General features: G+C 30.5%; 24 protein-coding genes, 3 tRNA genes and 1 pseudogene (1 of these 28 only partly in view). 27 read left to right on the top strand and 1 reads right to left on the bottom strand.

Annotated elements, in window-relative coordinates; all coding sequences use genetic code 11:
* The 3 genes and pseudogenes from pta to PG912_RS10975 form a co-directional block, all read left to right on the top strand.
* Nucleotides 1–1,641: pseudogene (gene pta / locus PG912_RS10985) on the top strand (phosphate acetyltransferase); it begins 456 nt to the left of the window's first position.
* Between the two features lie 2 nt (nucleotides 1,642–1,643).
* Nucleotides 1,644–2,825 (top strand): acetate/propionate family kinase, encoded by a 1,182-nt coding sequence (locus PG912_RS10980; protein ID WP_275687567.1) that lies wholly within the window; start codon nucleotides 1,644–1,646, stop codon nucleotides 2,823–2,825.
* A gap of 2 nt (nucleotides 2,826–2,827) precedes the next feature.
* Entirely contained in the window at nucleotides 2,828–3,613 is a 786-nt protein-coding gene (locus PG912_RS10975) for a tRNA pseudouridine synthase A (RefSeq protein WP_333780658.1), read from the top strand.
* A 285-nt stretch (nucleotides 3,614–3,898) separates the two neighbouring features.
* Here the strand turns inward: PG912_RS10975 and PG912_RS10970 are convergent, their stop codons facing one another.
* Nucleotides 3,899–5,041, bottom strand: coding sequence for an acyl-CoA dehydrogenase (locus PG912_RS10970; protein ID WP_275687565.1), 1,143 nt, complete (start codon nucleotides 5,039–5,041; stop codon nucleotides 3,899–3,901).
* 90 nt (nucleotides 5,042–5,131) lie between these two features.
* On the opposite strand from PG912_RS10970, the gene PG912_RS10965 reads away from it, so the two are divergent.
* The 24 genes from PG912_RS10965 (at nucleotide 5,132) to PG912_RS10850 (ending at nucleotide 26,362) form a co-directional block, all read left to right on the top strand.
* Nucleotides 5,132–6,187, top strand: coding sequence for an anhydro-N-acetylmuramic acid kinase (locus PG912_RS10965; RefSeq protein WP_275687564.1), 1,056 nt, complete (start codon nucleotides 5,132–5,134; stop codon nucleotides 6,185–6,187).
* A 197-nt stretch (nucleotides 6,188–6,384) separates the two neighbouring features.
* A complete protein-coding gene (locus PG912_RS10960; RefSeq protein ID WP_260586879.1) occupies nucleotides 6,385–7,617 on the top strand; it encodes a Glu/Leu/Phe/Val dehydrogenase dimerization domain-containing protein in 1,233 nt (410 codons plus the stop codon).
* Nucleotides 7,618–7,632: 15 nt separating this feature from the next.
* On the top strand, nucleotides 7,633–9,030 hold the full coding sequence (gene nhaD / locus PG912_RS10955; protein WP_275687563.1) for a sodium:proton antiporter NhaD: 1,398 nt from the start codon (nucleotides 7,633–7,635) through the stop codon (nucleotides 9,028–9,030).
* Between the two features lie 140 nt (nucleotides 9,031–9,170).
* Nucleotides 9,171–9,851, top strand: a complete 681-nt coding sequence (locus PG912_RS10950; protein ID WP_275687562.1) for a MotA/TolQ/ExbB proton channel family protein — start codon at nucleotides 9,171–9,173, stop codon at nucleotides 9,849–9,851.
* Nucleotides 9,851–10,243, top strand: a complete 393-nt coding sequence (locus PG912_RS10945; protein ID WP_260586876.1) for an ExbD/TolR family protein — start codon at nucleotides 9,851–9,853, stop codon at nucleotides 10,241–10,243. The genes PG912_RS10950 and PG912_RS10945 overlap by 1 nt, the downstream gene beginning before the upstream one ends.
* Nucleotides 10,244–10,305: 62 nt before the next feature.
* Nucleotides 10,306–11,133, top strand: coding sequence for an energy transducer TonB (locus PG912_RS10940; RefSeq protein WP_275687561.1), 828 nt, complete (start codon nucleotides 10,306–10,308; stop codon nucleotides 11,131–11,133).
* A gap of 38 nt (nucleotides 11,134–11,171) precedes the next feature.
* Nucleotides 11,172–12,497 (top strand): UDP-glucose dehydrogenase family protein, encoded by a 1,326-nt coding sequence (locus tag PG912_RS10935; RefSeq protein WP_275687560.1) that lies wholly within the window; start codon nucleotides 11,172–11,174, stop codon nucleotides 12,495–12,497.
* The gene (locus PG912_RS10930; RefSeq protein WP_275687559.1) at nucleotides 12,497–13,507 is read left to right on the top strand and encodes an NAD-dependent epimerase/dehydratase family protein; all 1,011 of its coding nucleotides are present in this window, start codon (nucleotides 12,497–12,499) and stop codon (nucleotides 13,505–13,507) included. The genes PG912_RS10935 and PG912_RS10930 overlap by 1 nt, the downstream gene beginning before the upstream one ends.
* A gap of 19 nt (nucleotides 13,508–13,526) precedes the next feature.
* Nucleotides 13,527–14,735, top strand: a complete 1,209-nt coding sequence (locus PG912_RS10925; RefSeq protein WP_275687558.1) for a bifunctional folylpolyglutamate synthase/dihydrofolate synthase — start codon at nucleotides 13,527–13,529, stop codon at nucleotides 14,733–14,735.
* A gap of 61 nt (nucleotides 14,736–14,796) precedes the next feature.
* Nucleotides 14,797–14,871, top strand: a tRNA-Val gene (locus PG912_RS10920).
* Between the two features lie 36 nt (nucleotides 14,872–14,907).
* Nucleotides 14,908–14,982 (top strand) — tRNA-Val (locus PG912_RS10915).
* A gap of 36 nt (nucleotides 14,983–15,018) precedes the next feature.
* Nucleotides 15,019–15,093, top strand: a tRNA-Val gene (locus PG912_RS10910).
* A 109-nt stretch (nucleotides 15,094–15,202) separates the two neighbouring features.
* The gene (locus PG912_RS10905; RefSeq protein WP_275687557.1) at nucleotides 15,203–16,186 is read left to right on the top strand and encodes an SDR family oxidoreductase; all 984 of its coding nucleotides are present in this window, start codon (nucleotides 15,203–15,205) and stop codon (nucleotides 16,184–16,186) included.
* Nucleotides 16,187–16,195: 9 nt separating this feature from the next.
* A complete protein-coding gene (locus tag PG912_RS10900; protein ID WP_275687556.1) occupies nucleotides 16,196–17,482 on the top strand; it encodes a nucleotide sugar dehydrogenase in 1,287 nt (428 codons plus the stop codon).
* Complete coding sequence (locus tag PG912_RS10895) at nucleotides 17,482–18,417, top strand: Gfo/Idh/MocA family protein (RefSeq protein WP_275687555.1); 936 nt, start codon at nucleotides 17,482–17,484, stop codon at nucleotides 18,415–18,417. The genes PG912_RS10900 and PG912_RS10895 overlap by 1 nt, the downstream gene beginning before the upstream one ends.
* Before the next feature lie 23 nt (nucleotides 18,418–18,440).
* Nucleotides 18,441–19,955, top strand: coding sequence for a lipopolysaccharide biosynthesis protein (locus PG912_RS10890; RefSeq protein ID WP_275687554.1), 1,515 nt, complete (start codon nucleotides 18,441–18,443; stop codon nucleotides 19,953–19,955).
* Nucleotides 19,948–21,225: a hypothetical protein gene (locus tag PG912_RS10885; protein ID WP_275687553.1), complete on the top strand. Its 1,278-nt coding sequence runs from the start codon at nucleotides 19,948–19,950 to the stop codon at nucleotides 21,223–21,225. The genes PG912_RS10890 and PG912_RS10885 overlap by 8 nt, the downstream gene beginning before the upstream one ends.
* Nucleotides 21,222–22,199: a polysaccharide pyruvyl transferase family protein gene (locus PG912_RS10880; RefSeq protein WP_275687552.1), complete on the top strand. Its 978-nt coding sequence runs from the start codon at nucleotides 21,222–21,224 to the stop codon at nucleotides 22,197–22,199. The genes PG912_RS10885 and PG912_RS10880 overlap by 4 nt, the downstream gene beginning before the upstream one ends.
* Complete coding sequence (locus PG912_RS10875; RefSeq protein WP_275687551.1) at nucleotides 22,200–23,102, top strand: glycosyltransferase; 903 nt, start codon at nucleotides 22,200–22,202, stop codon at nucleotides 23,100–23,102. It abuts the gene before it with no gap.
* Entirely contained in the window at nucleotides 23,089–23,298 is a 210-nt protein-coding gene (locus PG912_RS10870) for a glycosyltransferase (protein ID WP_275687550.1), read from the top strand. Before PG912_RS10875 ends, PG912_RS10870 begins: the two co-directional genes overlap by 14 nt.
* Nucleotides 23,295–24,404: a glycosyltransferase family 4 protein gene (locus tag PG912_RS10865; protein ID WP_275687549.1), complete on the top strand. Its 1,110-nt coding sequence runs from the start codon at nucleotides 23,295–23,297 to the stop codon at nucleotides 24,402–24,404. The genes PG912_RS10870 and PG912_RS10865 overlap by 4 nt, the downstream gene beginning before the upstream one ends.
* An 8-nt stretch (nucleotides 24,405–24,412) precedes the next feature.
* Entirely contained in the window at nucleotides 24,413–24,709 is a 297-nt protein-coding gene (locus PG912_RS10860; RefSeq protein ID WP_275687548.1) for a hypothetical protein, read from the top strand.
* A gap of 23 nt (nucleotides 24,710–24,732) precedes the next feature.
* The gene (locus tag PG912_RS10855) at nucleotides 24,733–25,485 is read left to right on the top strand and encodes an EpsG family protein (protein ID WP_275687547.1); all 753 of its coding nucleotides are present in this window, start codon (nucleotides 24,733–24,735) and stop codon (nucleotides 25,483–25,485) included.
* A 7-nt stretch (nucleotides 25,486–25,492) separates the two neighbouring features.
* The gene (locus PG912_RS10850) at nucleotides 25,493–26,362 is read left to right on the top strand and encodes a glycosyltransferase family 2 protein (protein ID WP_275687546.1); all 870 of its coding nucleotides are present in this window, start codon (nucleotides 25,493–25,495) and stop codon (nucleotides 26,360–26,362) included.

The raw sequence follows: 26,362 nt of genomic DNA, 5'->3' as shown, positions 1-26,362 counted from the left end.
CAAAGTTTGAGGTTAACATATGATTCGTTTGTTAATAAAGATGTTCAGGTAATATCTGTAGTTGCAAATAAAATAGAAGAATCTAATATTGAAACTATTATAAAGAAAGTTGGAGAGAATTTACCAAAATCTGTTTCAATAAACGCAATACCAATTAATAAAACTTTAAATAACCCAACGGTTAAGGAATTTTTGAATGAAATTAATGCTGATATTTTATTTGGAAAAGAATTTTTAAATAATACCACAGGTGATATTAAGGTTGGAGCAATGCAATTATCCCATTTTTTACATCATTTAACAGAAGGAAGTGTGGTTGTTACGCCTGCCGATAGATCTGATATTTTATTAGGAACTTTACAGGCAAATATCTCAACGAATTATCCAACAATTTCTTGTATTGTTTTAACCGGGGGAATTAAATTAAACTCATCAATACTTAAACTAATTGAAGGTCTTGAAAAAATAGTTCCGATTTTGTGGGTTAAGGAAGGAACTTTTGGTACTACAACTAAGTTAGGAAATGTTAGATCGCATATTTATGCAGAAAATGTAGATAAAATTAAAATGTCTATAAATATTTTTGAAAAATATGTAGATGTTACTGCATTAAATGAAAAATTAACAACTTATAAAGGTTCTGATATTCTTACACCAAGAATGTTTCAATATAATTTATTGAAAAAAGCAAAAGAAGTAAAAAAACACATTGTATTACCTGAAGGGAATGATGACAGAATTTTAATGGCAGCTTCTCAACTTCAGAAAATAGATGTAGTTGATTTAACAATCTTAGGAAAAAGAGTAAATATTGAAGCATCAATAAAAAGATTAAATATTTCTTTTGATTTTGATAAAACGGAAATAATCAATCCGATTGAATCTGATTATTTTGCTGATTTTTCTAATACATTATATGAGTTGAGAAAACATAAAGGATTAAGTCCCGCAATGGCGGAAGATTTAATGGCAGATGTTTCTTATTTCGGAACAATGATGGTGTATAAAGGTTTGTTAGACGGAATGGTTTCTGGAGCAGCTCATACAACGCAGCACACCATAAAACCAGCGTTACAATTTGTGAAAACCAAACCAGGATTCTCAGTTGTTTCTTCAATATTTTTTATGTGTTTAGAAGATAGAGTTTCTGTTTTTGGTGATTGTGCTATTAACCCGAATCCGTCGGCAGAAGAATTAGCAGAGATTGCAATATCATCTGCGGATTCTAGTATTTCCTTTGGTATTGACCCGAAAATAGCAATGTTATCATATTCATCTGGAGCTTCCGGAAAAGGGGAGGATGTTGTAACGGTAAGAATGGCAACTGAAATTGTAAAAGAAAAACGTCCTGATTTAAAAATAGAAGGCCAATTCAATATGATGCAGCAGTTGATGCATCCGTAGGAAAAAAGAAACTACCAAATTCTGAAGTTGCTGGCCAGGCAAATGTGTTAATTTTTCCTGATTTAAATACAGGTAATAATACATACAAAGCTGTACAAAGAGAAACGGGTGCTTTGGCAATTGAAGCCAATGTTGCAAGGATTGAATAAACCGGTAAATGATTTGAGTAGAGGATGCACGGTTGAAGATATTTTTAATACCATTATTTTAACAGCAATTCAAGCACAAGATATATAAATATGAAAGTATTAGTTATAAATTCAGGAAGTTCATCGATAAAATATCAATTGTTTGAAATGCCTCAGCAAAAAGTTATTTGTGTAGGGCTGATAGAAAGAATTGGTTTAGAAATAGGGAATATTCATTACAAATCAGCAAGTAATGATATTGAAGAAGTACTTGAAATTAAAAATCATAAAGCAGGATTAGAAAAAGTAGTTGATTTATTGTTAGCTAAAAAAGTTGGAGTAATTTCTTCGACAGATGAAATAGCGATAGTCGGACACAGAGTGGTACACGGAGGAAGTGCTTTCACAGAAACAACTTTAATAACTGATGAAGTTAAGAATAAAATTGAAGCATTATTTTCGTTGGCACCATTACACAATCCTGCAAATTTAGAAGGAGTTAAAGTTGCTGAAGCTATTTTTACAAAAGCAAAACAAATAGCAGTTTTTGATACAGCATTTCATCAATCGATACCAGTGAAAGCTTATAAATATGCAATTCCGAATAAATTTTTGGAAGAAGATAAAATTCGATTATATGGTTTTCACGGAACAAGTCATAAATATGTTTCAGAGAAAGCAATTGCATATTTACATAAAGAAAAGTCTAAAATAATTACGGTTCATTTAGGTAATGGATGTAGTATTACCGCTATTGAAAACGGAAAAAGTATTGACCATAGTTTAGGATTTGGTCCTGTTACAGGTTTAATTATGGGAACTCGCTCTGGAGATATTGATCATTCGTTAATTTTTTACTTGATAAATAATTTAGGATATGATGCTGATTATGTAAACAACATGTTACAAAAAGAAAGCGGAATGTTAGGTTTAACAGGACATAGTGACTTACGAGATATTGAAGCGGCAGCTGAAAAAGGAGATGAAAATTGTCAGTTAGCTTTAGATATGAATGCGTATCGAATTAAAAAATACATAGGTTCGTATATTGCGGCAATGAATGGTTTAGATGCAATTGTTTTTACTGCCGGAATTGGTGAGAATTCTGTTTTAATAAGAAAATTAGTTTGTAATGCTATGGATTTCTTTGGTATTGAATTAGATGAAGCTAAAAATGATATGAGAGCCAAAAAGTTAACAGAAATTCATAAAGAAACATCGCAGGTAAAAATATTGGTGATTCCTACAAATGAAGAATTAGAAATAGCAAAGCAATCATACGATTTACTATAATGATGAATTACAAGCACACATATTTAGTTACCATTCAATATTTAGGTTTCCGTTTTCATGGATGGCAAAAGCAACCAAATTTAAAAACTGGGCATCTTTTTTTAGATAAAACCCTAAAGTTTATTTTTAAAGGAATTCGTCTTAAAAGTTTAGGTGTTGGTAGAACTGACGCAAGAGTTTCGGCAACTCATTTTGCGTTTCAATTATTTATTGATGAAAGTGTAGATTTTGATCAATTTATGATTGATTTTAATGCCAATGCTCCAGGAGATATGCGAGCGTTGAGGATTGAAAATATTGAAAATAATTTTAATATTATTCAGCATCCGAAGTTAAAGGAGTATCGTTATTATTTTTCATACGGAGAAAAAAATCATCCGTATGCTGCGCCGTTTTTAACGCGTTTTAGAGAGCAATTAGATGTTGATTTAATGAAAGAAGGTGCTAAATTATTTGAAGGTTTTCATAATTATAAGCGTTTTTGTACAAAACCAACGGAAGAAACTAAAGTTGAAAGAGAGATTGTGTTTTGTAGGATTGAAAAAAATACTGAATTGACGGCTTCTTTTTTTCCGAAAGAAAGTTTTGTTTTAATTGTTAGGGGTGAAGGTTTTTTAAGAAATCAGATTCGATTAATAATGGGAGCATTGTATGATTTAGGAAAAGGTGAGTTTGATTTAGATTTTATTAAAGAAAGTTTGAATCCTACTTCTGACATTGAGTTTATTAAAAATATTGCTCCGGCTTCTGGTTTGCATTTACATAAATTAGAATTTAAAGACTTGTAATTATAAGTACACGCGTTAGCGATTGAAGTTTTGTTTGAGCTCTTTTGTGAGGTACGAACAAAAAGCGAGTACGGAAAGCGCGACCCTTGTGGTAACGCACATATAAAAAGGTAAAAGGTGAATGATGAAAGGTAATGGGTTTTGGAAAAAGGTGAGTCAGAGTTGATTTGTTTATAGATTTAAATTAGGTTGAAAAGTTATATGGGGTATAAATAATAAAAAGTCTAACAAATTAATGTTAGACTTTATATTTAGATTTCTCGACGGTATTTGAAGAGATAGGTTTTATCCTTTAATAACACCTCTTGAAATTACAATTTTCTGAATTTCTGAAGTTCCTTCGTAAATTTGAGTAATTTTTGCATCACGCATTAAACGCTCTACATGATAATCTTTTACGAAACCGTTACCACCGTGAATTTGCACCGCTTCAACAGATTGTTCCATAGCCACTTTAGAGGCATATAATTTTGCCATTGCACCAGACATATCGTAACTGTTACCTTGGTCTTTATCCCAAGCAGCTTTCATAACCAACATTCTTGCAGCTTCAACCTCAGTATGCATATCGGCTAATTTAAATGCGATTGCTTGATGATTACAGATTTCTGTTCCGAAAGCTTTACGTTCTTTAGAGTATTTTAAGGCTAATTCGTAAGATCCAGAAGCGATACCTAATGCTTGAGCAGCAATACCAATACGACCACCAGATAATGTTTTCATAGCGAATTTAAAACCAAAACCGTCTTCACCAATCCTGTTTTCTTTCGGTACTTTTACGTCGTTAAATTGTAAAGTATGTGTATCAGAACCACGAATACCTAATTTATCTTCTTTAGGCTCTACGTGAAAACCTTCCATCCCTGCTTCTACAATAAAAGCATTGATACCTCTATGTTTTTTGCTGCGATCAGTTTGTGCAATTACTAAATAAACACCAGCACGACCACCATTGGTAATCCAGTTTTTGGTACCATTTAATAAGTAGTAATCTCCTTTATCTTCGGCAGTTGTTGCTTGAGAAGTAGCATCAGAACCAGCTTCAGGTTCAGATAAACAAAATGCACCGATTTGCTCACCAGTAGCTAATTTTGTTAAATATTTTTGTTTTTGTTCTTCAGTTCCATAAGCTTCTAAACCATAACACACTAAAGAGTTATTTACAGAAACCATAACAGAGGCAGAAGCATCAATTTTAGAAAGTTCTTCCATAATTAACACGTAAGAAATAGCATCCATTCCGCTTCCTCCATATTTAGGATCTACCATAATACCTAAAAAGCCAACTTCTCCCATTTTACGAACTAATTCGTCTGGAAAGGTTTGTGCATTATCTCTTTCAATTACTCCTGGTAATAATTCGTTTTGTGCAAAATCACGCGCTGCATCACGAATCATTATGTGTTCTTCTGTTAAACTAAAATCCATTGTATATGATTATTATATTCGTAAAAAATGAGTTCAAAGATATCGTTTTCGTAGCATATTTTCAATAAGCTTTTATTATTTTTACAGACTATGAATAACGATTTTTACTTTGTAATAGGTTTGATGTCTGGAACATCATTAGACGGAATAGATTTAGTATATGTTCAGTTTGATAAAAAGGATTATAAAAACTTTAGAATACTTACTGCGGATACAATTTCTTATACAGACTATTGGAAAGAAAAGTTGCAAACTGCAATTCATTTTCCTGAAGAATATTTACTAAAGTTAGATGCTAAATATGGTGAGTTATTGGGAACTGAGATTAATTTATTTATCAAAAAAAATAAGATAAAAAATATTGATTTTATTGCTTCTCATGGTCATACAGTTCTACATCAGCCAGATGATGGAATAACGCTTCAAATAGGTAACGGCAAAGTGATTTCTGAAATTACGAATAAAAAAGTGGTTTGTGATTTTAGAACGCAAGATGTTAATTATGGTGGGCAAGGAGCTCCGTTAGTTCCTATTGGCGATGAGTTATTGTTTTCTAATTATGATTATTGTGTAAATCTTGGTGGTTTTGCAAATGTGTCGTTTAAAGAAAATGAAAACAGAATTGCTTTTGATATTTGCCCTGTAAATATTGTGTTAAATCATTATGTACAAAAACTCGGATTTGAATATGACGATAAAGGTAAAATAGCATCCAAAGGAAAAATAAACAAAGAATTATTAGAAAAATTAAATGCGTTGGATTTTTATGATAAAAATCCACCTAAATCTTTAGGATTAGAATGGGTGCAATCAACTATTTTTCCGTTGATAGATAAAATGGAGCATGATATTCCAATCATTTTAAGAACATTTATTGAGCACTCGGCAATTCAAATAGGAAAAATTATACGTAACAATGAATCCATTTTAATAACTGGCGGGGGTGTTTTTAATTCTTTTTTAATGGGTAGAATTGAATTTTATGCAGAAATAAAAATCAAAATACAGTCCACCGAACTCATTAATTATAAAGAAGCTTTAATTTTTGCTTTTTTAGGTATGTTACGTGTTGAAAATCAGGTTAATTGTTTGCGAAGTGTTACAGGAGCAAAAAAAGATCATTCGTCTGGTGTTATTTTTAATTGATCGTAATTTTAAATTAAAAAATTTGACCTATCATTTTTTTATGGTAATTTTGTGAAAGTGTGTTTTTTAAACATAAATTAAATAAACAAAAATTTTTTTAAATGAGACAACTTTAGCTTCTCTTAGTGAGAATATTTTACACAGATTATTTTAAAGATTATAACGAATTAAAGTTGAGAATTTATTAAAAACATATTATGAAAGATTTACTTAAAATATACGAAGAAAAAGAACCAGAAATTGTTTTTCATTGGAAAGATCAAGAAACTGATGCAGAAGGATGGACGGTTATCAATTCTTTAAGAGGTGGAGCTGCCGGTGGTGGAACAAGAATGCGTAAAGGATTAAACAAGAACGAGGTTTTATCTTTGGCAAAAACAATGGAAGTTAAATTTACGGTATCTGGACCCGCAATTGGTGGTGCAAAATCGGGAATTAACTTTGATCCGAATGATCCAAGAAAAAGAGGCGTTTTAGAGCGTTGGTATAAAGCAGTTACTCCGTTATTAAAACATTACTACGGAACAGGAGGAGATTTAAATGTTGATGCAGATAAAGATGTAATTCCGATTACAGAAAGCTGTGGAGTTTGGCATCCGCAAGAAGGTATTTTTAATGGGCATTTTAAGCCAACCGAAGCTGATAAAATTAACAGAATCGGACAATTACGTCAAGGTGTAATTAAAGTTATTGAAGATGAGCAATTTTCGCCAGATTTATCTAAAAAATACACCGTTGCAGATATGTTAACTGGTTATGGTGTTGCCGAAGCAGTAAAGCATTATTATAATATTTACGGCGGAAATATTGAAGGTAAAAGAGCCATTGTTCAAGGTTTTGGAAATGTAGGTTCAGCAGCAGCATATTATTTAACGCAGTTAGGAGCAAAAGTTGTTGGTATTATTGATAGAGAAGGAGGAGTTATAAATGAAAACGGATTTTCTATGGATGAAATGAAGGATTTATTTTTAGCAAAAGATGGTAACAAATTAGTTGCTAGTGATATGATTCCTTTTGATGAAATTAACAGTAAAATTTGGAGTTTACCAGCAGAAATATTTGTTCCAGCAGCAGCTTCAAGATTAGTTTCTCAAGACCAAGTTCAGCGAATGATAGATACTGGTTTAGAGGTAATATCTCCAGGAGCGAATGTTCCTTTTGCAGATAAAGAAATTTTCTTCGGACCAATTATGGAATATACGGATAAGCATTTAAGTTTATTGCCAGATTTTATTTCTAATTGTGGTATCGCAAGAGTTTTTGCTTATTTAATGGAAGCTAAAGTAGCCTTACCAATGGAAGATAAAGCAATATTTGATGATACATCAAACATTATTAAAAAGGCATTACAAAGAGCGTTTGCAAAAAGTGCATCAAAAACAAAAATTTGTTCGACAGCATTTGAAATAGCGTTAAAAGAATTGATATAAAAATAAATTAAAACAATGGAAGTAGCTATTATTTTAATATTTGTAATGGGGTATTTAGCCATTACTTTAGAGCATAATATAAAGTTAGATAAATTAATTCCGGCATTAGTAATGATGGCTATTTGTTGGGCATTAGTAGCATTAGGAGTTGATAGTTTTGCCAATTGGTTTGATTCGTCAAAGCACGCTTTAGTAGAAGGGTTTGGAGATTTAGCACATACTGATAAACTGCATTTGGTTGAAGAAACCTTATTACATCATTTAGGTAAAACAGCTGAAATATTAGTATTCCTTTTAGGCGCAATGACTATCGTTGAAATTATTGATTATTTTGACGGATTTTCTACAATTAAAGATTATGTAAAAACAAAAAGCAAAAAGAAAATTTTGTGGATGTTTGGAATCTTAGCATTTATTCTATCAGCAATTATTGATAATCTTACAGCAACAATTGTATTGATTTCTATTCTACAGAAAATTGTAAAAAGAAGAGAGGATAGAATTTGGTTTGCAGGTTTAATTATTATTGCAGCAAATGCAGGTGGAGCATGGTCTCCTATTGGAGATGTAACAACAACCATGTTATGGATTGGTAAAAAAGTAAGCACGCAAATGTTAGTAGCGTATTTATTTATACCATCAGTATTATGTATGATTGTACCAACTTTTATCGCTTCTTTTTTACCTGCATTTAAAGGAAATATTGAATCGGATGAAAATGATAAAGAAGGTAGTAAAAGTCCGCATAGCGCTAAAATGTTATATTTAGGTTTAGGAGCTATTGTATTTGTACCATTCTTTAAAACCGTAACACATTTACCACCTTATGTAGGTATGATGTTATCATTAGCAGTGGTTGCTACCTTTGCTGAAATTTATAGTAGATCAAAGTTTTCATTAACAGATTTTGATAGTGAAGAGTCTGATGCGCATGCGCACCATAGTCCTGTTCACGCATCTTTATCAAAAATAGAAATGCCAAGTATTTTGTTTTTCTTAGGGATTTTAATGGCAGTAGCGGCTTTAGAATCATTAGGTATTCTATTTAATTTTGCAGATAGTTTAAAGCAGAGTATTCCGTTAATGGGGAGTGAATTAGAAGGAACTCATGTATCTGATTTAGTGGTTGTTTTATTAGGTGTAGGATCAGCAGTAATTGATAATGTACCTTTAGTAGCGGCTTCATTAGGAATGTTTTCTGAGCCAATTGATAATCCGTTATGGCATTTTATTGCTTTCTCGGCAGGAACAGGAGGTTCTATGTTAATTATAGGTTCTGCTGCGGGAGTTGTAGCAATGGGTATGGAAAAAATTGATTTCTTCTGGTATTTAAAAAAAATATCTTGGTTAGCTTTTGTAGGTTTTTTAGTAGGCTCAATTGCTTTCGTGATAATGAGAAGTATCATTTTATAATAGTATAGTAAAATAAAAAAAATCATTTTGAATACATAACGTACTCTTTTAAAGATGCTTTATGATATTCAGGATGATTTTTTTAAACAATTAAAGCATAAAAGAGTCGTTAGTATTAAAAGCACTTAAAAAATAAGTTGATGTTATTATTTATTCAAGAAAATATAGAAGGAACAGTATCCGAAGAAAAAACACTATCTATACTTCAGTTAATTAAAGATGGTGGTTTAGGAGGTCAAATTATTATAGGCCTACTTTTTGTGCTATTAGCGGTGGCATTATATATTTATTTTGAACGGTTTTTTGCAATTAAAGCAGCTTCAGAAGTCGATAAAAACTTCATGAATCAAATACGAGATCATATTATAAGCGGAAAGATAGAAAGTGCAAAAGCATTGTGTACAAATACTAATTCTCCTACAGCTCGTTTAATTGGAAAAGGAATTTCTAGAATAGGAAAACCATTAGATGATATTAATAAGGCAATAGAAAATGCCGGAAAATTAGAAGTCTATCAATTAGAAAGAAACGTTTCTGTAGTAGCAACAATTGCAGGTGCTGCACCAATGATTGGATTTTTAGGTACCGTAATAGGTATGATTGTTGCCATACATGAAATAGCAAATTCTGGCGGACAAATAGATATAAAATTACTTTCTGATGGATTATACACTGCAATGACAACAACTGTAGCAGGTTTAATAGTTGGTATTATAGCTTATATATCGTATAATCATTTAGTTGTTCGTACTGATAAAGTAGTGTATCAAATGGAAGCAAAATCTGTCGAGTTTTTAGATTTATTAAACGAACCAGCCTAATGAATTTAAAGGGAAGAAATAAAGTTGATCCAAGTTTTAATATGTCGTCTATGACGGATATTGTTTTCTTGTTATTAATATTTTTCATGCTAACATCAACATTAGTTACAGTAAGTGCCATTGATGTTTTGTTACCAAAAGCAGGCGGTAAAACAGAAAGCAGTAAAGTGGTAGCTGTTACCATTACCGATAAAGCTGCTTTTTATATTGATAAGACTAAGGTGAATTCAGCAGATTTAGAACGAACAATTCTAACAAAAGTTGGGGCAGACAAAAAGAAAACCATTGTTATTAGAGGCGATCAAAATGCGCCTTATAAAAACGTAATGAAAGTTATCGATATTGCGAACAAGAATAAATTAAAAATGATTTTAGCTGTAAAAGGCAAGTAATTTAATGTTACTTCGAGTTGTTTTTCGAGGGGTATTAAAATCAGCATGGATAAATTAGTAAAATGAAAATATTTGAAACCGAACATAAACGTAAATCAGCAATTATTACGGCTGTTATTCTGATGCTTTTAATTGTTGGAGTATTTAATTTCGGAATGAAATATTTAGATCCACCAATAGAGTACGGATTGGCTATTAATTTTGGTAATTCAGAAGTTGGTAGTGGTGAACCTGTTGAAAAAACAAAATCACAATCGGCACCAGAGAAACCACAAGAAGAAGTAGCGGAAGAACCCGTAAAAGAAATACCACAAGAAACTGTAACAGAAGAAGTGCTTACAAGTGAAACAACAAAAGAGGTTCCGGTTATAGAAAAATCAAAAGAAGTTGTAAAAGAAGTTGTAAAAGAAGTCCCTAAAAAAATAACACCTAAAAAGAAACCAAAACCTACACCATCAAAAGAAACAACGGATGCGTTAAATAGTTTATTAAACGGAACATCGAAAGATGGTGCAACAAAAGGAGAGGGAGATGATGATAGATCGGGTGTAAAAGGAAATGAAAAAGGTGATCCGAATTCTAGTAAATATTATGGGAATTCAGGAAGTGGTTCTGGAGGGAATTATAATTTAAAAGGAAGAACTGCAGTTTCTAAACCGATACAAAAACCAGATTGCCAAGAAGAAGGTACTGTGGTCGTAAGTATTGAAGTTGATCAAAACGGAAAAGTAATCAAAGCTATTCCGGGAGTAAAAGGATCAACAAATACAGCAGCATGTTTATTAAAGCCAGCAAAAGAAGCTGCTTTAAGAACAAAATGGAATGCAGCAGTAAATGCGCCTTCAAAACAAAGAGGAACCATTATCTACAAGTTTTCTTTGTCTAAATAACTTATCTTTGTTATAAATATCATCTTAAACAAAAACGAGTGAATTTAGCAGTAATAGGCACGGGATATGTCGGGTTAGTATCAGGAACATGTTTTTCAGAAATGGGTAACAAAGTCACGTGTGTAGATATCGATCAAAAAAAAATAGATAAACTTCATCAAGGAAATATCCCTATTTTCGAGCCAGGTTTAGAAAAAATGGTGCTAAAAAACATAGCGAACAAAAACCTGTTTTTTACTACTCAAATAAATTTAGCGCTTCAAAATGCAGTAATAGTTTTTATCGCTGTTGGAACGCCGATGGGCGAAGATGGTTCTGCAGATTTACAATATGTATTGGGTGTGGCAGAAGAGATTGGACAGAAAATGACGCACAATTTAATTATCGTTAACAAATCAACTGTTCCGATAGGTACCGCAGATAAAGTAAAAAAAACAATTCAAGATCAACTAGATAAAAGAAACGTTTCTTATAGTTTCGATGTAGTATCGAACCCTGAATTTTTAAAAGAAGGAGATGCAATTAATGATTTTATGAAGCCAGATAGGGTTGTTATAGGAGCAGAAACAGCACATGCTTTTGATAAAATGAAACAACTTTACACACCCTTTACAATGTCTCATGATCGCTTTATAGCAATGGACGTTCGTTCGGCTGAAATGACAAAATATGCGGCAAACGCAATGTTGGCAACAAAGATTTCGTTTATGAACGAAATGGCCAATATCTGTGAACGAGTAGGAGCAGATATTAATAATGTTCGGGTAGGTATCGGATCTGATTCAAGAATAGGGTATAGTTTTATATATCCAGGTGCAGGTTATGGAGGATCGTGTTTTCCAAAAGATGTTAAAGCTTTAAGAAAAATTGCTGAAAAAAATGGTTATAAAGCACAATTAATAACATCGGTAGAAGATGTAAATAACCGTCAGAAATATGTTATATCTGAAAAAATTGTTAAAAGGTTTGGAGAAGATTTAATAGGAAAAACGTTTGGGATATGGGGCTTAGCATTTAAGCCAGGGACAGATGATATGAGAGAATCTCCAGCGATATATGTAATAAAAGAGTTAGTTGAAAGAGGAGCAAATATTGTAGCTTATGATCCTAAAGCAATGGATGAGGCAAAACATTTTTATTTAAAAGATGTGAGTAATATTGTGTATGCTGAATCAAAATATGAAGCATTACAACAGGTAGATGCTATGATATTATTAACAGAATGGAAAGAGTTTCGTTCTCCTGATTTTTTAGAAATTAAAAATTTATTAAAAACACCCATAATTTTTGATGGAAGAAATCAATACAATGTATTTAATTTAGAAGAACAAGGGTTTGAATATTATCAAATAGGAAAGAATTAATGAAGATATTAGTTACCGGAGCTGCAGGTTTTATAGGAAGTCATTTGATACGAAAACTATTAGAGAATGAACATGAAGTTGTAGGTATAGATAATATTAATGATTATTACGATACCGATTTAAAGTATAGTAGATTGTTCGATTTAGGCATAAGTCGAAAAGAAGCAAGTGTATTTTACAAGCAGTCAGAAAGCAATAACAAGTACTCTTTTAGTTTCACAAGAATGAACTTGGAGGATAAAAAAGAAATGGGATCGCTTTTTGAAAATGAAAATTTCGAGGTAGTTTGTAATTTAGCAGCACAAGCAGGCGTTCGTTATAGTATTGAAAACCCCGATGTATATATTCAAAGTAATATCGTTGGTTTTTTAAATATTCTAGAATGCTGTAGAGATTATAAAATTAAACATTTAGTTTATGCGAGTAGCTCTAGTGTTTACGGAATGAATAAAAAAATTCCTTTTAATACCAATGATACTGTAGATTCTCCGGTTAGTTTATATGCTGCAACCAAAAAAAGTAATGAATTAATGGCTTTTACCTATAGTCATTTATACAACATACCTACAACAGGATTGCGTTTTTTTACGGTCTACGGACCTTTTGGCAGACCAGATATGGCACCGATGTTATTTACAAAAGCCATACTTAAAAAAGAAAAAATAAAAGTATTTAATCATGGCGACATGGAACGTGATTTTACATACATAGATGATATTGTTGAAGGTATTACTAGAATTGTAGATAAACCCGTTGTAGCAAGAGAAAAGTATAAGCTATATAATATAGGAAATAGTAAATCGGTTAAATTACTAGATTTTATAACCGCTTTAGAAGATAATTTAGGTATTAAAGCAGTAAAAGAAATGATGCCAATGCAAGCTGGAGATGTCAAAAAAACCTGGGCAAATATTGATGATTTGATAAAGGATTATAACTACAAACCTAAAGTAGTTATAACAGAGGGTGTTCGCTTATTTGTTGCGTGGTATAAAAAATATTATAGTTGATTTTTAGAAGTTATATAAAATGACATATCAAGAAACCTTAGATTGGATGTTTTCGCAACTCCCAATGTACCAAAATCAAGGTAAAACAGCCTTTAAAAAAGATTTAACCAATAGTATTGCTTTAAGTAATGAGTTGGGTAATCCAGCAAAGAAATTCAAAACAATTCACGTAGGTGGCACTAACGGAAAAGGTTCTACAAGTCATATGATAGCTAGTGTTTTACAAGAAGCAGGCTATAAAGTGGGGTTATATACATCACCACATCTTAAAAATTTTACCGAACGTATTCGAATAAACGGAAAAGAAATAGATAAAGAAAGTGTCGTTGCATTTATTTCAAAAAATAAAATCTTTTTAGAAACAGAACATTTGTCGTTTTTTGAAATGACGGTAGGAATGGCATTTGGTTATTTTGAAAAACAACAAGTTGATATTGCTATTATAGAAGTTGGTTTGGGCGGACGATTAGACTCTACAAACATTATTACGCCCGAGGTTTCGGTGATAACCAATATCGGATTAGATCATACACAGTTTTTAGGAGAAACCTTGCCCGAAATAGCTTTTGAAAAAGGAGGGATTATAAAAAACGGAATTCCTGTTGTTGTCGGTGAGCGTCAAAAAGAAGTGGAAAGTGTTTTTATCGCTAAAGCGGATGCTTGTAATGCTGAAATTCTATTTGCTTCGGATGACGACTTTAGTTATAAAACCGATTTATTAGGTGATTATCAAGTCAATAATATAAAAACAGCAGTAAAAGCTATTCAGCAGCTGAAGGAATTTAAAACAACAGCAAAAAACATAAAAAACGGTCTATTAAACGTTGTTAAAAATACCAATTTAAAAGGTCGTTGGCAAATATTACAGGAGCAGCCAAAAATAATTTGCGATACCGCTCATAATAAAGAAGGTTTGAGTTATACTTTAAATCAACTAAAAAAAGAAAAATATAAAATAGCGCATATTGTTTTAGGAGTAGTTTCTGACAAAAGTTTAAAGGATGTTTTACCACTATTTCCAACAGAAGCTGTTTATTATTTCTGCAAACCAGCGATTCCTAGAGGCATGTCAGAAAAAACACTAAAAGAAGCAGCAAAGGAGTATAGCCTGATAGGAGATTCGTTTAATTCTGTAAATCAAGCCTTTGAAGCGGCGAGGTTAAGCGCAAGTAAAGAAGATGTTGTGTATGTAGGAGGAAGTACGTTTGTTGTTGCAGAAATTTTATAAAATTAAATTAGAATAGTATTGTTTTTTTCTAAAACAATACTATATTTGCACCCGCAATTGAGGGCAATTAGCTCAGTTGGTTCAGAGCACCTCGTTTACACCGAGGGGGTCGGGGGTTCGAATCCCTCATTGCCCACAACATTCCGCACCGAGAAGGAATTAAAATAAAATCGGGCAATTAGCTCAGTTGGTTCAGAGCACCTCGTTTACACCGAGGGGGTCGGGGGTTCGAATCCCTCATTGCCCACAACATTCCGCACCGAGAAGGAATTAAAATAAAATCGGGCAATTAGCTCAGTTGGTTCAGAGCACCTCGTTTACACCGAGGGGGTCGGGGGTTCGAATCCCTCATTGCCCACAAAAAGTCTTATCAAATTTTGATGAGACTTTTTTTGTTTATAATATTTTGTGTTATTTTTTTTGTAGGTTTGTTTCTTGAAAAAGAGTTAAAATAATGTCTTTATAATATGGATATAAATCTTACAGGAAAGAGGGTTTTAGTGACTGGAGGAGCTGGTTTTATTGGGTCGAATTTATGTGAGGCGCTGCTTGATAAAAAGAACGAAGTTACGTGTTTAGATAATTTTGCTACTGGTAAAAAAGAAAATTTGACGCATTTATTGTTAAATGAGAACTTTAAGCTCATAGAAGGAGATATACGCAATATAAAAGATTGTAAAGCAGCCGTTGTAGATGTTGATTATGTATTACATCAAGCAGCTTTGGGTTCTGTACCTAGATCAATTAAAGACCCAATAACATCTAATGATGTTAATGTAACTGGGTTTTTAAACATGTTAGTAGCATCTAGAGATGCAGGTGTTAGAAGATTTGTTTATGCAGCTAGTTCATCAACGTATGGTGATTCAGAATCAATGCCTAAAGAAGAAGAAATTATAGGTAAGCCTTTGTCGCCTTATGCGATAACAAAATATGTTAACGAGTTGTATGCTGATATTTTTTCAAAAACATATGGGTTAGAAACAATCGGACTACGTTATTTTAATGTTTTTGGAAGGAAGCAAGATCCGAACGGTGCATATGCAGCAGTAATACCTAAGTTTGTAAGTCAATTAATGAATGGTGAATCTCCAATAATAAACGGCGACGGAACATATTCTAGAGATTTTACATATATAGATAATGTGATACAAGCGAATATGTTAAGTTTGGTAGCTGATAAAACAGTAGCAGTAAATACGGTTTATAATGTTGCTTTTGGAGATAGAAATACATTAAATGAATTAGTAGGTTATTTAAAAGAATATCTTTCTGAATTTGATTCTTCTATCAAAAAAATAGAAATAGTATATGGCTCTAAGAGAAATGGAGATATTCCACATTCGCATGCAAGTGTAAAAAAAGCTAAAGAATTATTAAATTATAATCCTGAATTTTCGCTTCAAAAAGGTTTAAAAGAAGCTGTAAAATGGTATTGGCAAAACTTATAAATAAGACAAATGAATCACTCAAAAATTGCAGTAATAGGATTAGGATATGTTGGTTTACCATTGGCAAGGTTATTTGCAACTAAATACTCAGTGGTTGGATTTGATATAAATACAAATAGGGTTGCAGAATTAATGTCAGGAAACGACGTTACATTAGAGGTTTCAAATGATGTTTTACAGTCTGTTTTAGTTAAGGAGTCTTCTTTAAATAAAAAAGGATTGTTTTGTTCTACAAATATAGATGATATAAAAGATTGTAATTATTATATTATTACAGTTCCAACCCCAGTAGATAAAAATAACAGACCGGTTTTAACGCCTTTGGTAAAAGCTAGTGAAACTGTTGGCCATGTATTATCACAAGGGGATATCGTAGTTTATGAATCTACAGTATATCCAGGTGCAACAGAAGAAGAGTGTATCCCTGTATTAGAAAAGATATCTGGATTAATCTTTAATAAAGATTTTTATGGAGGATATTCACCAGAGCGAATTAACCCAGGAGATAAAGAACATACTGTCGACAAAATTTTAAAAGTTACATCAGGATCAACTCCAGAAATTGGAAAAAAAGTTGACAACTTATATAAATCTGTTATTACAGCTGGCACACATTTAGCGCCAACAATTAAGGTTGCGGAAGCTTCAAAAGTTATAGAGAATTCTCAAAGAGATATAAATATAGCATTCGTTAATGAATTAGCGAAAATATTTAGTCTAATGAATATTAATACACATGATGTTTTGGAGGCTGCAGGAACAAAATGGAATTTTTTACCATTTAAGCCAGGGTTAGTAGGAGGGCATTGTATTGGTGTTGATCCTTATTATTTAGCACAAAAAGCGCAAGAGTATGGTTATCACCCAGAAATAATTTTAGCAGGAAGACGCTTAAATGATAGTATGGGAGATTATGTAGCATCTGAGGTTGTAAAGTTGATGATTAAAAAAGATGTTCGTATTAAAGATGCCGAAATCTTAGTTTTAGGAATTACTTTTAAAGAGAATTGTCCAGATGTGCGTAATACCAAAGCAGTAGATGTAATATCAGCTTTAAAAGAATATGGCACAAATGTAACTATTTATGATCCTTGGGCAAGTGAAGAAGAAGTAATGAAGGAATATGGATTAGTATCAATAAACAAATTAACCGCTAAAAAGTTTAATGCAATTGTATTAGCAGTTGCACATAATGAATTTAAAGATTTAGATTTTTTATCTTTAAAGGAAGAAAAAGCGGTTGTGTATGATGTGAAAAATATACTTTCTGATACCATAAGAGATAAAACATTATAATGAAAAATTTTGCATTAATTGGTGCTGCAGGTTACATAGCTCCTCGTCATTTGAAAGCCATAAAAGACACTAATAATAATTTGGTAGCTGCTTTGGATAAATTTGACAGTGTAGGTATAATGGATAGTTATTTTCCTAATGCAGATTTTTTTGTGGAGTTTGAACGTTTTGATCGGCATATAGAAAAAATTAAACGTCAGCAAAACATACAATTAGATTACGTTAGTATTTGTACTCCGAATTATTTACATGATTCACATATTAGGATGGCTTTACGAAGAGGAGCAGATGCTATTTGTGAAAAACCGATAGTGTTAAATCCTTGGAATGTAGATGCACTTCAGGGTATTGAAAAAGAGTCGGGAAATAAAATAAACACAATTTTACAATTACGTTTGCACCCTAGTATTATAGCGTTAAAAGAAAAAGTAGCAAAAGAAGCAAAAGGTACTAAATACGATGTTGATTTAACATACATCACCTCTAGAGGTAATTGGTATGATATTTCATGGAAAGGAGATGAAAGCAAATCAGGAGGAATTGCTACTAACATTGGTGTCCATTTTTACGATATGCTTTCATGGATTTTTGGAGAAGTACAAGAGAATATCGTTCATGTAAAAGAAAAAGATAAATCGGCAGGTTATTTAGAATTTGAAAAAGCTAGAGTCCGTTGGTTTTTATCTATCGATGAAAATACTTTACCAAAAGAAGTTAAGTTAAAAGGGCAAAGAACCTATCGCTCTATAACTGTAGATGGAGAAGAGTTAGAATTTAGTAGAGGATTTACAGAATTGCATACAGATAGTTATAAAGAAATTTTAAAAGGAAATGGTTATGGATTGCAAGATGCAAGGCAATCTATTGAAATAGTACACAACATCAGGAATAAAGAAATAATTTTTTCTGGAATTAGGCACCCTTTTATAAAGTAATAAAATATATTATAGTTTTTAGAATGAGTCAATTAAAAAAAGGAGCAATACTATCTTATATTACAATTATTCTAACCAATGTAGTAGGGTTAATACTTACGCCTTTTATTATTACAAAATTGGGAGATGCAGAATATGGTTTGTATACTTTAATAGGTGCTTTTGTAGGGTATATAAGTGTCTTAGATTTAGGTTTAAACAATACTATAGTTAGGTTTGTGGCTAAATATAGAGCAGAAAAAGATAAAATAGGAGAAGAAAATTTCTTAGGAACCACAATGTTAATTTACATGGTTATTGCAACTATTATATCTATAATTGGTGTAGTAATGTATTTTAACATAGAATATGTTTTTTCATCGTCTCTAACTCTTCAAGAGATTGAGAAAGCAAAAATAATGTTTGTAATTTTAATATTTAATTTAGCAATTACTTTACCAGGAGGAGCTTTTACAGCAATCTGTTCTGGATATGAACATTTTGTTTACCCAAGAACTGTAAATATAATAAGATATATAGTTAGGTCTATAATGGTTGTTGCTTTATTAACTATAGGTGAAGACGCAATAGGTTTGGTTATATTAGATACTATAATGAATCTTTTGGTTATATTATTTAATGGTTTTTATGTGTTTAAAAAGTTAAAAGTTGTTTTTAAGGTAGATAAGTTTGAGTTTTTTTTGGTAAAAGAAATTTTCGCCTACTCTATATGGATTTTTATTTTTGCTTTAGTTAACCAATTTCAATGGAAAGTTGGTCAAGTTGTATTAGGTACATTAACAAATACAACTACAGTAGCTATTTACGCTATTGGTATTATGTTAGGTACTTATTATGGTGCTTTTTCAACAGCTGTTTCCAGCGTTTTTTTGCCGAGAGCAACAAAAATGATAGTAAATGAATCTTCTGCTGAAGAGTTAACATTAATGATGATTAAGATAGGTAGAATCTCACTCCTTGTATTGCTTTTAATACTAGGGGGGTTTATATTCTTTGGAGAAGATTTTGTGAATTTATGGATTGGAGATAAATATAAAGATTCATGGTTTATAGCTTTAGTAATAATGTTAGGGTATACTGTTGCTTTAGTACAATCATTTGCTCATTTAATTCTAGAAGCAAAAAGTAAATTTTCATTCAAGGCGATTGTTTATATATTTTTTTTAAGTTTAGGTACTCTTTTAGGAGCTTTTTTAGTGAAAGATTATGGAGTAAAAGGAATGGTTGTAGGAACCACAATCGGCTGGGTTATTAGCCAAATTATAATGAATTACTATTATTATAAGGTGATAAAATTAAAAATTGGGTTATTCTTTTTGAAATTAGCATCTAAAATTATTCCAACTTTTATTTTAATAATGGCTTTAAGCTATTTTATTACTTTTATAACAATTGATGGTTGGAAAGGATTAATTTTGAAAGTAGTATGTTTTCTTATAATATATTCAGCATTAATTTTTCACTTAGGAATGAATCAAAGTGAAAAAGAAATTGTAAAAAACATATTACCTTTTTTTAATAGAAAAAAAAATGTTTAAAATTGAAGGGATAAAATTTAGCGAATCAGGTAAGAAAATAATTTATGATTATTCTTACACTAAACAGTTGTCTAGATTTTTTAATGAAAAGGAAAAGTTCTATTGTAGTTTTGATGTTGATGTTTCTAGCACTCCCAAGAGTCTTGCAATTATACCTTTTTTGTCAAATATTATTCCAATATCTTGGTTTGTAGGATTTGAAATTTATTTAGATGAATTGGATGAAGATTTTATGGCAGCTATTAATGTTTTAAAAGGTGAATTCATTAAAGCACACCCCAAAATAAGTACAATTAAAAGTGGTGTTGTAGTTAAAAAAGTAATAAAAAACAATTACGAAACAACTAAAACTGCAATGTTGTTTAGTGGAGGAGTTGATGCTTATACTACTTATTTTAGAAATTTTGATAAAATCCCCGATCTAATAACAATCCATGGGGCTGATGTAGAAATTAAGGATACAGAACAATGGGAGAGAATTATATTTTTAAATAAGAGAGAAGAAGTTTTAAGTAATAACACAAAGCATTATATAGAATCAAACTTGAGAGCTTTTTATACACATCAAGTAGATTTATTATTACCTAATTTAGGTTGGTGGGGTAAAGTTCAACATGGATTAGCTTTAAATGGACTTATTGCTCCTCTTTCATTTGTAAAAGGTTACAAAGAAAGTTATATAGCTTCGTCATATACTGATAATATTGATATAGCATGGGGTTCAACACCGGATATAGATAATAATATTAAATGGGGAGGTACAAGTATCATACATGATGGTTATGAATTAAAGAGGCAAGATAAAATAGATTTTATAGTTGGTTTTGTTAAGAAAATTAATAAAACAGCAAACTTAAGGGTGTGTTATTCTCTTTTAAATAAAAAAGTAAATTGTTCTAGATGTGAAAAGTGCTGTAGAACAATCATTGCAATTCTTCTCAATAATGAATCACCGTCTAAATATGGGTTTGATATTGATGAAAAAATATATGATGAAATAATAAAGATATTTAAAAAAGGAATTTCTTCCAAGGGAACTAAGTATTTTTGGTGGGAAATTTCAGAGAAGATAAAATCGAATCATACTCTTTTTATCTTAAAAGATGAAGAATTAGAATTAGAAAAACTTAAGGAACTAAATAATGCTATTTTATTTTCTTTAAGTAATACTGATGTTAAGACATCAAAAATCGCTAGAGTGAAATTTAGATTACAAAAAAAATTCCCTAAAGCATTTAAATATTATTTAAAAACAAGACAAAGAAAATGATTAAATACGGTTTATTAAAATACGAAGAAAATGAAAAATTTTATAATGTAGGAGATAATATTCAAAGCTTAGCAGCAAAACAATTTTTACCTATAGTAGACGAGTATATTAATAGAGAAAAATTAGCAGATTATAAAGGAGAGAAAATAAAGCTAATTATGAATGGTTGGTTTACCCATAACATTCATAATTGGATTCCTTCTGATAATATAGAACCTTTATTTGTTTCTTTCCATTTAAATAATACCGCAGCACCACATATGCTTACTAGTAAAGGGGTTACTTATTTAAAAAAACACGAGCCTATAGGATGTAGAGATCAATATACTGCAGACACACTTAACGAAAAGGGAATTGAAGCGTATTTTACTGGTTGTTTAACCTTAACATTAGATAGCTATAAAGTAGATGATAGTCAAAGGACAAATGATATTTATATTGTAGATCCATTATATGGTTATACTACCTATAAAAAAGTTACTTATAATTTTAAAAGATTTGTAAAAAGTATATTAAACGGTTCTATATTTAGTATAGGAAAAAGGAAAAAACATTTAAAACAAATTATAGACAAATCTTTATTGGATAAGGCTATTTATGTAAATCAAGAACCACCTGCAAATACGCACACAACTGAAGAGAAATTTGCGATGGCAGAAGATTTATTAAAAAAATATGCAAAAGCGAAGCTAGTAATAACATCTAGAATTCATTGTGCGCTACCGTGTCTAGCAATGGGAACACCTGTTATATTTGTAAACGGTTTTGATAGTTTTGTAGATTCTTGTAGGTTTGAAGGTATCTTAGAATTATTTAATAGAATTGATGTTAATAGTAAAACAGGTGAGTTTAAAGCAAATTTTAAATTAAATGGTAAAATTACTGAGAAAACAATAATTAAGAATTTTGAAAAACACCATTCTTTAGCTAAGCCTTTAAAAGAAAAGTGTATGAAATTTATTTCAAAAAAGTAAATGAAACTTTTATATATAACAAATGGAGTTCATGGTTCTGGAGGACTAGAGCGTGTTTTGGCCGTTAAGACAAATGACCTTATTAAAGAGTTTAATTATGAGGTTGCTATTTTAACGTTAAATTCTGCAAATAAAAATACGTTTTACAAGTTTAATCCAAAAGTTAAGTTTTATGATGTGAAAATATCAGGAAACCCATTTTCTTATTTATTTAAATATAAAAAGGGAATTGAAAAAATAATAAAAATAATTAAACCTAATGTGATTTCTGTGTGTGATGACGGTTTAAAAGGGTTACTTTTTCCTGTTATTTTTGGAAAAAAAACGCCATTAGTATATGAAAGACATGCATCAATTAATTTTAATTTTATTGAAAATAATAAAGTTTCAATTTTAAAAAAAAGTATAGAATTTGTTAATCGAAAACTAATGTTATTTGAAGCCAAGAGGTTTGATGAATTTATAGTACTCACAAAAGGAAACATTATTGATTGGCCAAAAGTTAATTGTACTGTTATACCTAATCCATCACCTTTTAAAATTGAAAACAAAACGTTTGAAAAAGAGAAAATTGTTTTAGTTGTAGGAACTCAATCTTTTAATAAGGGTTATGATCGATTAATTGATATATGGGAGAAAGTAAACAAAAAACACTCTGATTGGAAGTTAAAGATATTTGGAAAACAAAATTTAAAGAAAGAGTTAGGAGAAAAAATCCGGAAATTAAACTTAAATAAAAGTATTGAATTGAATGACCCAATTAAAAATATAGAAAGTGAATATAAAAAAGCTTCAATATTTGCAATGTCTTCAAGAACGGAAGGATTTGGGATGGTATTGATAGAAGCAATGAGTTATGGGGTAGTGTGCGTATCTTACGATTGTCCGCATGGCACCTGGTGATATAATTAAGAATAATGAGGATGGTTATTTGATTGAGAATAATAATATTGAGGAATTTTCAGAGACACTTATTAAATTAATTGAAGATAAAGAGTTGAGGTTAAGGATGGGGCTTAAAGCAAAAGAAAATGTGAAAAGATATTCTTCTTATGAAATAGCTAGTCAATGGAATACGTTATTTAATAAAGTAATATGAAGATTGTTTACTGTACAGATCAGGTATATTTACATGGGGGAATAGAAAAAGTACTAGCCCAAAAGATTAATTACTTTATAAATAAAAAATATGAAGTACATTTAATAACGAGTGAACAAAAAGGAAAATCGTTTTGTTATGAGATGAACAAAAAGCTACATTTTCATGATTTAAGTATAAATTATACAAGAACTAAAAGTTATTTTAGTTTAGATAATCTAAAACAAGTTCCAAAACACTTTAAAAGCATAAAAGAAAAATTAGAAGAGATAAAACCGGATGTCATTGTGATATGTAATTACACTTTTGATTTTTATTTTATACCTCTTTTGTCAAAAAAAACAAAAACAATTAGAGAGTTTCATGCTTCTAGGTTTTATTCATCAAAAGATATAGTTAACGCTAGCTTTATGAAAAAAATGATGAATAAAGTTAATAATTTTTTTGAAAAAAAATATTCACATGTCGTTCTGTTAAATAATGATGAAAAGCAATATTATAAATCTAATAACCTAACAGTAATACCTAATGCTATTCTTTTTAATAAAAACACAAGTATAAGGTCAGGTAAGAGAGAGCAAATTGTTATAGCAGCAGGTAGAATTGCTCCTGTTAAACAATTTGATCACTTAATTGATGTTTGGGAACAACTTTATAATAAACATCAAGATTGGTCTGTTCATATATATGGAGAAGGCAACCTAGATTTAGTTAAGGAATTGGATGATACTATAAAGCAAAGAGGGATTAAAAATATAGAAATGAAGGGGGTAACAAACCAATTAGAAGATAAAATGAAAGAAGCTTCGATTTACGCAATGACTTCTTTAACAGAGTGCTTTCCTATGGTTTTATTAGAAGCGTTATCATCAGGGCTTCCAGTTATATCGTATAATTCGCCACATGGTCCAAAAAATATAATTTCAAATAAAGAAGATGGAGTTATTGTAAAACACAATGATATAGAATCATTTACAAAACAGTTAAGCGAATTAATTACAAATGAAAAAAAACGAGAAGAGTACAGTAAAAACGCATATAAAAATGTGATAAAGTTTCATGAAGATATAATTATGGATAAATGGGTAACTCTTTTTAAAAAATAAAAAACGTTATGGCATTAATACCGGTAGAATACTATACAGTATTATATTATAAGTTTTTACTCTTTTTAATCGTTGCAGCCAGTTTAAAAACTTTAATAAAAGGAGAAAAAAGTAAAAGTAATTATAATTCTTTTTTATTATTTTTCATTGTCTTTTTATATATGGGCTTAAGACCTATAAGTGGTGCTTATTTCGGAGATATGTCAACTTATAATAGAGTGTTTGAATACTATGCAGGTGGGGGAATGATACGTACTTCCAAAGATTTTTTTGGGAAGTATTTGTTAAGTTTTGTAGTGCAATAATGACTGCAAAACCCTTTTTCTTAATGTGTTCGTTACTATATATATTACCACTATATATTGCTTGTAAAAAATGGTTTAGTAATTCGATGTATATACCTTTTTTAATGTTTTTGGGCTCATTTTCATTTTGGGCTTATGGTACTAATGGAATAAGAAACGGAATTGCAACTTCTTTAATTATTTTAGCTTTTTCTTTAATTAATAAGAAAAAAAAATATGTTTATATTTTTTTAACTATAGCATTCTTTGTGCATTCTAGTGCAATTATACCTATAGCAGCATATTTAATTGCTTTATTATATAAAAATCCAAAGCATTTTTTATTGGGCTGGTTATTGTGTATTCCTTTGTCATTAATTTTAGGTGGTTTTTGGGAGAATTTATTTGCCTCAATTGGTTTTGATGATAGGGTGAGCTATTTAACTCAGGGTAATATAAATGGAGATGATTTTGCATATACAGGTTTTAGATGGGACTTTCTTTTATATAGCGCATCAGCAGTATATGCAGGATATTTTTTTATTATAAAAAAACAATTTAAAGATAAAACATATATAATGTTATTTAATATTTATTTAGCAGCTAATGCTTTTTGGATATTAGTAATTAGAGCAAATTTTTCTAATAGGTTTGCTTACTTATCATGGTTTATGATGGCGATTGTTATTTTTTACCCGTTTTTTAAACAACAATTTTTTAAAAATCAACCAAAAGTCTTAACTAAAGTTATGGTTTTATATTTTGGATTTACATATTTTATGTTTCTAATCAATTAAAATTAAAATGAAAACATTAACAGTATTTACACCAACATACAATAGAGCTTATTGTTTGCATCAAGTTTATGATAGTTTATGTAAACAAACATCAACAGATTTTATATGGCTCATTATAGATGATGGTTCTTCAGATAATACTAAAGAACTTGTTGATTTGTGGAGTCAAGAAAATAAAATTATTATAGAGTATGTTTATCAAAATAATTTAGGGATGCATGGTGGTTATAATACTGCGTATGCTAATATTAATACAGAACTTAATGTTTGTATTGATTCAGATGATTATATGACAGATGATGCTGTAGAAAAAATAATTGATTTTTGGTTAAAAAACGGAGATGATAAATATGCAGGTATTGTTGGTTTAGATGCTTTAAAGAATGGTGAGATATTAGGTGAAAAATTTCCTAAAAGTATTAAAAGTTCTAGCCTTGAAGATCTATATTATAAACATAAGGTTCCAGGAGATAAAAAACTAATATTTAGAACAGAGGTGGTAAAAAAGTACCCTAAATACCCTATATTTAAAGAAGAAAAATTTGTGCCATTAGGAAGTTTATTTCTTCAGATAGATAAAGATTACGAATTGTTATGTATGAATGAGGTTTTGTGTATCGTTGAGTATTTAGATGATGGATCTACCAGAAATATATTTAAACAATATGTAAGACACCCTAAGGGATTTAGGTTTGCAAGAACAATTGAAGTTAAATACTCTAAATATTTTAAAATTAGGTTTAAGGCTTTAATTCATTTTATATCTAGCTCTATAATGCTAAAAGATTATAGATTTTTTAAAAAAAGAGAATCCAATATTATTAACATTATTGGCAGTACCTTTGGGAGGTATGTTATATTTTTATATAAAAAGTAA

It is taken from the genome of Tenacibaculum retecalamus (assembly GCF_027941755.1).
GTDB lineage: Bacteria > Bacteroidota > Bacteroidia > Flavobacteriales > Flavobacteriaceae > Polaribacter > Polaribacter haliotis_B.
The sequence above is the reverse complement of the archived record's forward strand: the minus strand, read 5'-3'. Positions and strand labels throughout refer to the sequence as shown.

Excerpts from the sequence above, each read along its gene's own strand:
- PG912_RS10980 (WP_275687567.1), top strand. The coding sequence starts at position 1,644 with ATGAAAGTATTAGTTATAAATTCAGGAAGTTCATCGATAAAATATCAA.
- PG912_RS10975 (WP_333780658.1), top strand. The coding sequence starts at position 2,828 with ATGAATTACAAGCACACATATTTAGTTACCATTCAATATTTAGGTTTC.
- PG912_RS10970 (WP_275687565.1), bottom strand. The coding sequence starts at position 5,041 with ATGGATTTTAGTTTAACAGAAGAACACATAATGATTCGTGATGCAGCG.
- PG912_RS10965 (WP_275687564.1), top strand. The coding sequence starts at position 5,132 with ATGAATAACGATTTTTACTTTGTAATAGGTTTGATGTCTGGAACATCA.
- PG912_RS10960 (WP_260586879.1), top strand. The coding sequence starts at position 6,385 with ATGAAAGATTTACTTAAAATATACGAAGAAAAAGAACCAGAAATTGTT.
- nhaD (WP_275687563.1), top strand. The coding sequence starts at position 7,633 with ATGGAAGTAGCTATTATTTTAATATTTGTAATGGGGTATTTAGCCATT.
- PG912_RS10950 (WP_275687562.1), top strand. The coding sequence starts at position 9,171 with ATGTTATTATTTATTCAAGAAAATATAGAAGGAACAGTATCCGAAGAA.
- PG912_RS10945 (WP_260586876.1), top strand. The coding sequence starts at position 9,851 with ATGAATTTAAAGGGAAGAAATAAAGTTGATCCAAGTTTTAATATGTCG.
- PG912_RS10940 (WP_275687561.1), top strand. The coding sequence starts at position 10,306 with ATGAAAATATTTGAAACCGAACATAAACGTAAATCAGCAATTATTACG.
- PG912_RS10930 (WP_275687559.1), top strand. The coding sequence starts at position 12,497 with ATGAAGATATTAGTTACCGGAGCTGCAGGTTTTATAGGAAGTCATTTG.
- PG912_RS10925 (WP_275687558.1), top strand. The coding sequence starts at position 13,527 with ATGACATATCAAGAAACCTTAGATTGGATGTTTTCGCAACTCCCAATG.
- PG912_RS10905 (WP_275687557.1), top strand. The coding sequence starts at position 15,203 with ATGGATATAAATCTTACAGGAAAGAGGGTTTTAGTGACTGGAGGAGCT.
- PG912_RS10900 (WP_275687556.1), top strand. The coding sequence starts at position 16,196 with ATGAATCACTCAAAAATTGCAGTAATAGGATTAGGATATGTTGGTTTA.
- PG912_RS10895 (WP_275687555.1), top strand. The coding sequence starts at position 17,482 with ATGAAAAATTTTGCATTAATTGGTGCTGCAGGTTACATAGCTCCTCGT.
- PG912_RS10890 (WP_275687554.1), top strand. The coding sequence starts at position 18,441 with ATGAGTCAATTAAAAAAAGGAGCAATACTATCTTATATTACAATTATT.
- PG912_RS10885 (WP_275687553.1), top strand. The coding sequence starts at position 19,948 with ATGTTTAAAATTGAAGGGATAAAATTTAGCGAATCAGGTAAGAAAATA.
- PG912_RS10880 (WP_275687552.1), top strand. The coding sequence starts at position 21,222 with ATGATTAAATACGGTTTATTAAAATACGAAGAAAATGAAAAATTTTAT.
- PG912_RS10875 (WP_275687551.1), top strand. The coding sequence starts at position 22,200 with ATGAAACTTTTATATATAACAAATGGAGTTCATGGTTCTGGAGGACTA.
- PG912_RS10870 (WP_275687550.1), top strand. The coding sequence starts at position 23,089 with ATGGCACCTGGTGATATAATTAAGAATAATGAGGATGGTTATTTGATT.
- PG912_RS10865 (WP_275687549.1), top strand. The coding sequence starts at position 23,295 with ATGAAGATTGTTTACTGTACAGATCAGGTATATTTACATGGGGGAATA.
- PG912_RS10860 (WP_275687548.1), top strand. The coding sequence starts at position 24,413 with ATGGCATTAATACCGGTAGAATACTATACAGTATTATATTATAAGTTT.
- PG912_RS10855 (WP_275687547.1), top strand. The coding sequence starts at position 24,733 with ATGTGTTCGTTACTATATATATTACCACTATATATTGCTTGTAAAAAA.
- PG912_RS10850 (WP_275687546.1), top strand. The coding sequence starts at position 25,493 with ATGAAAACATTAACAGTATTTACACCAACATACAATAGAGCTTATTGT.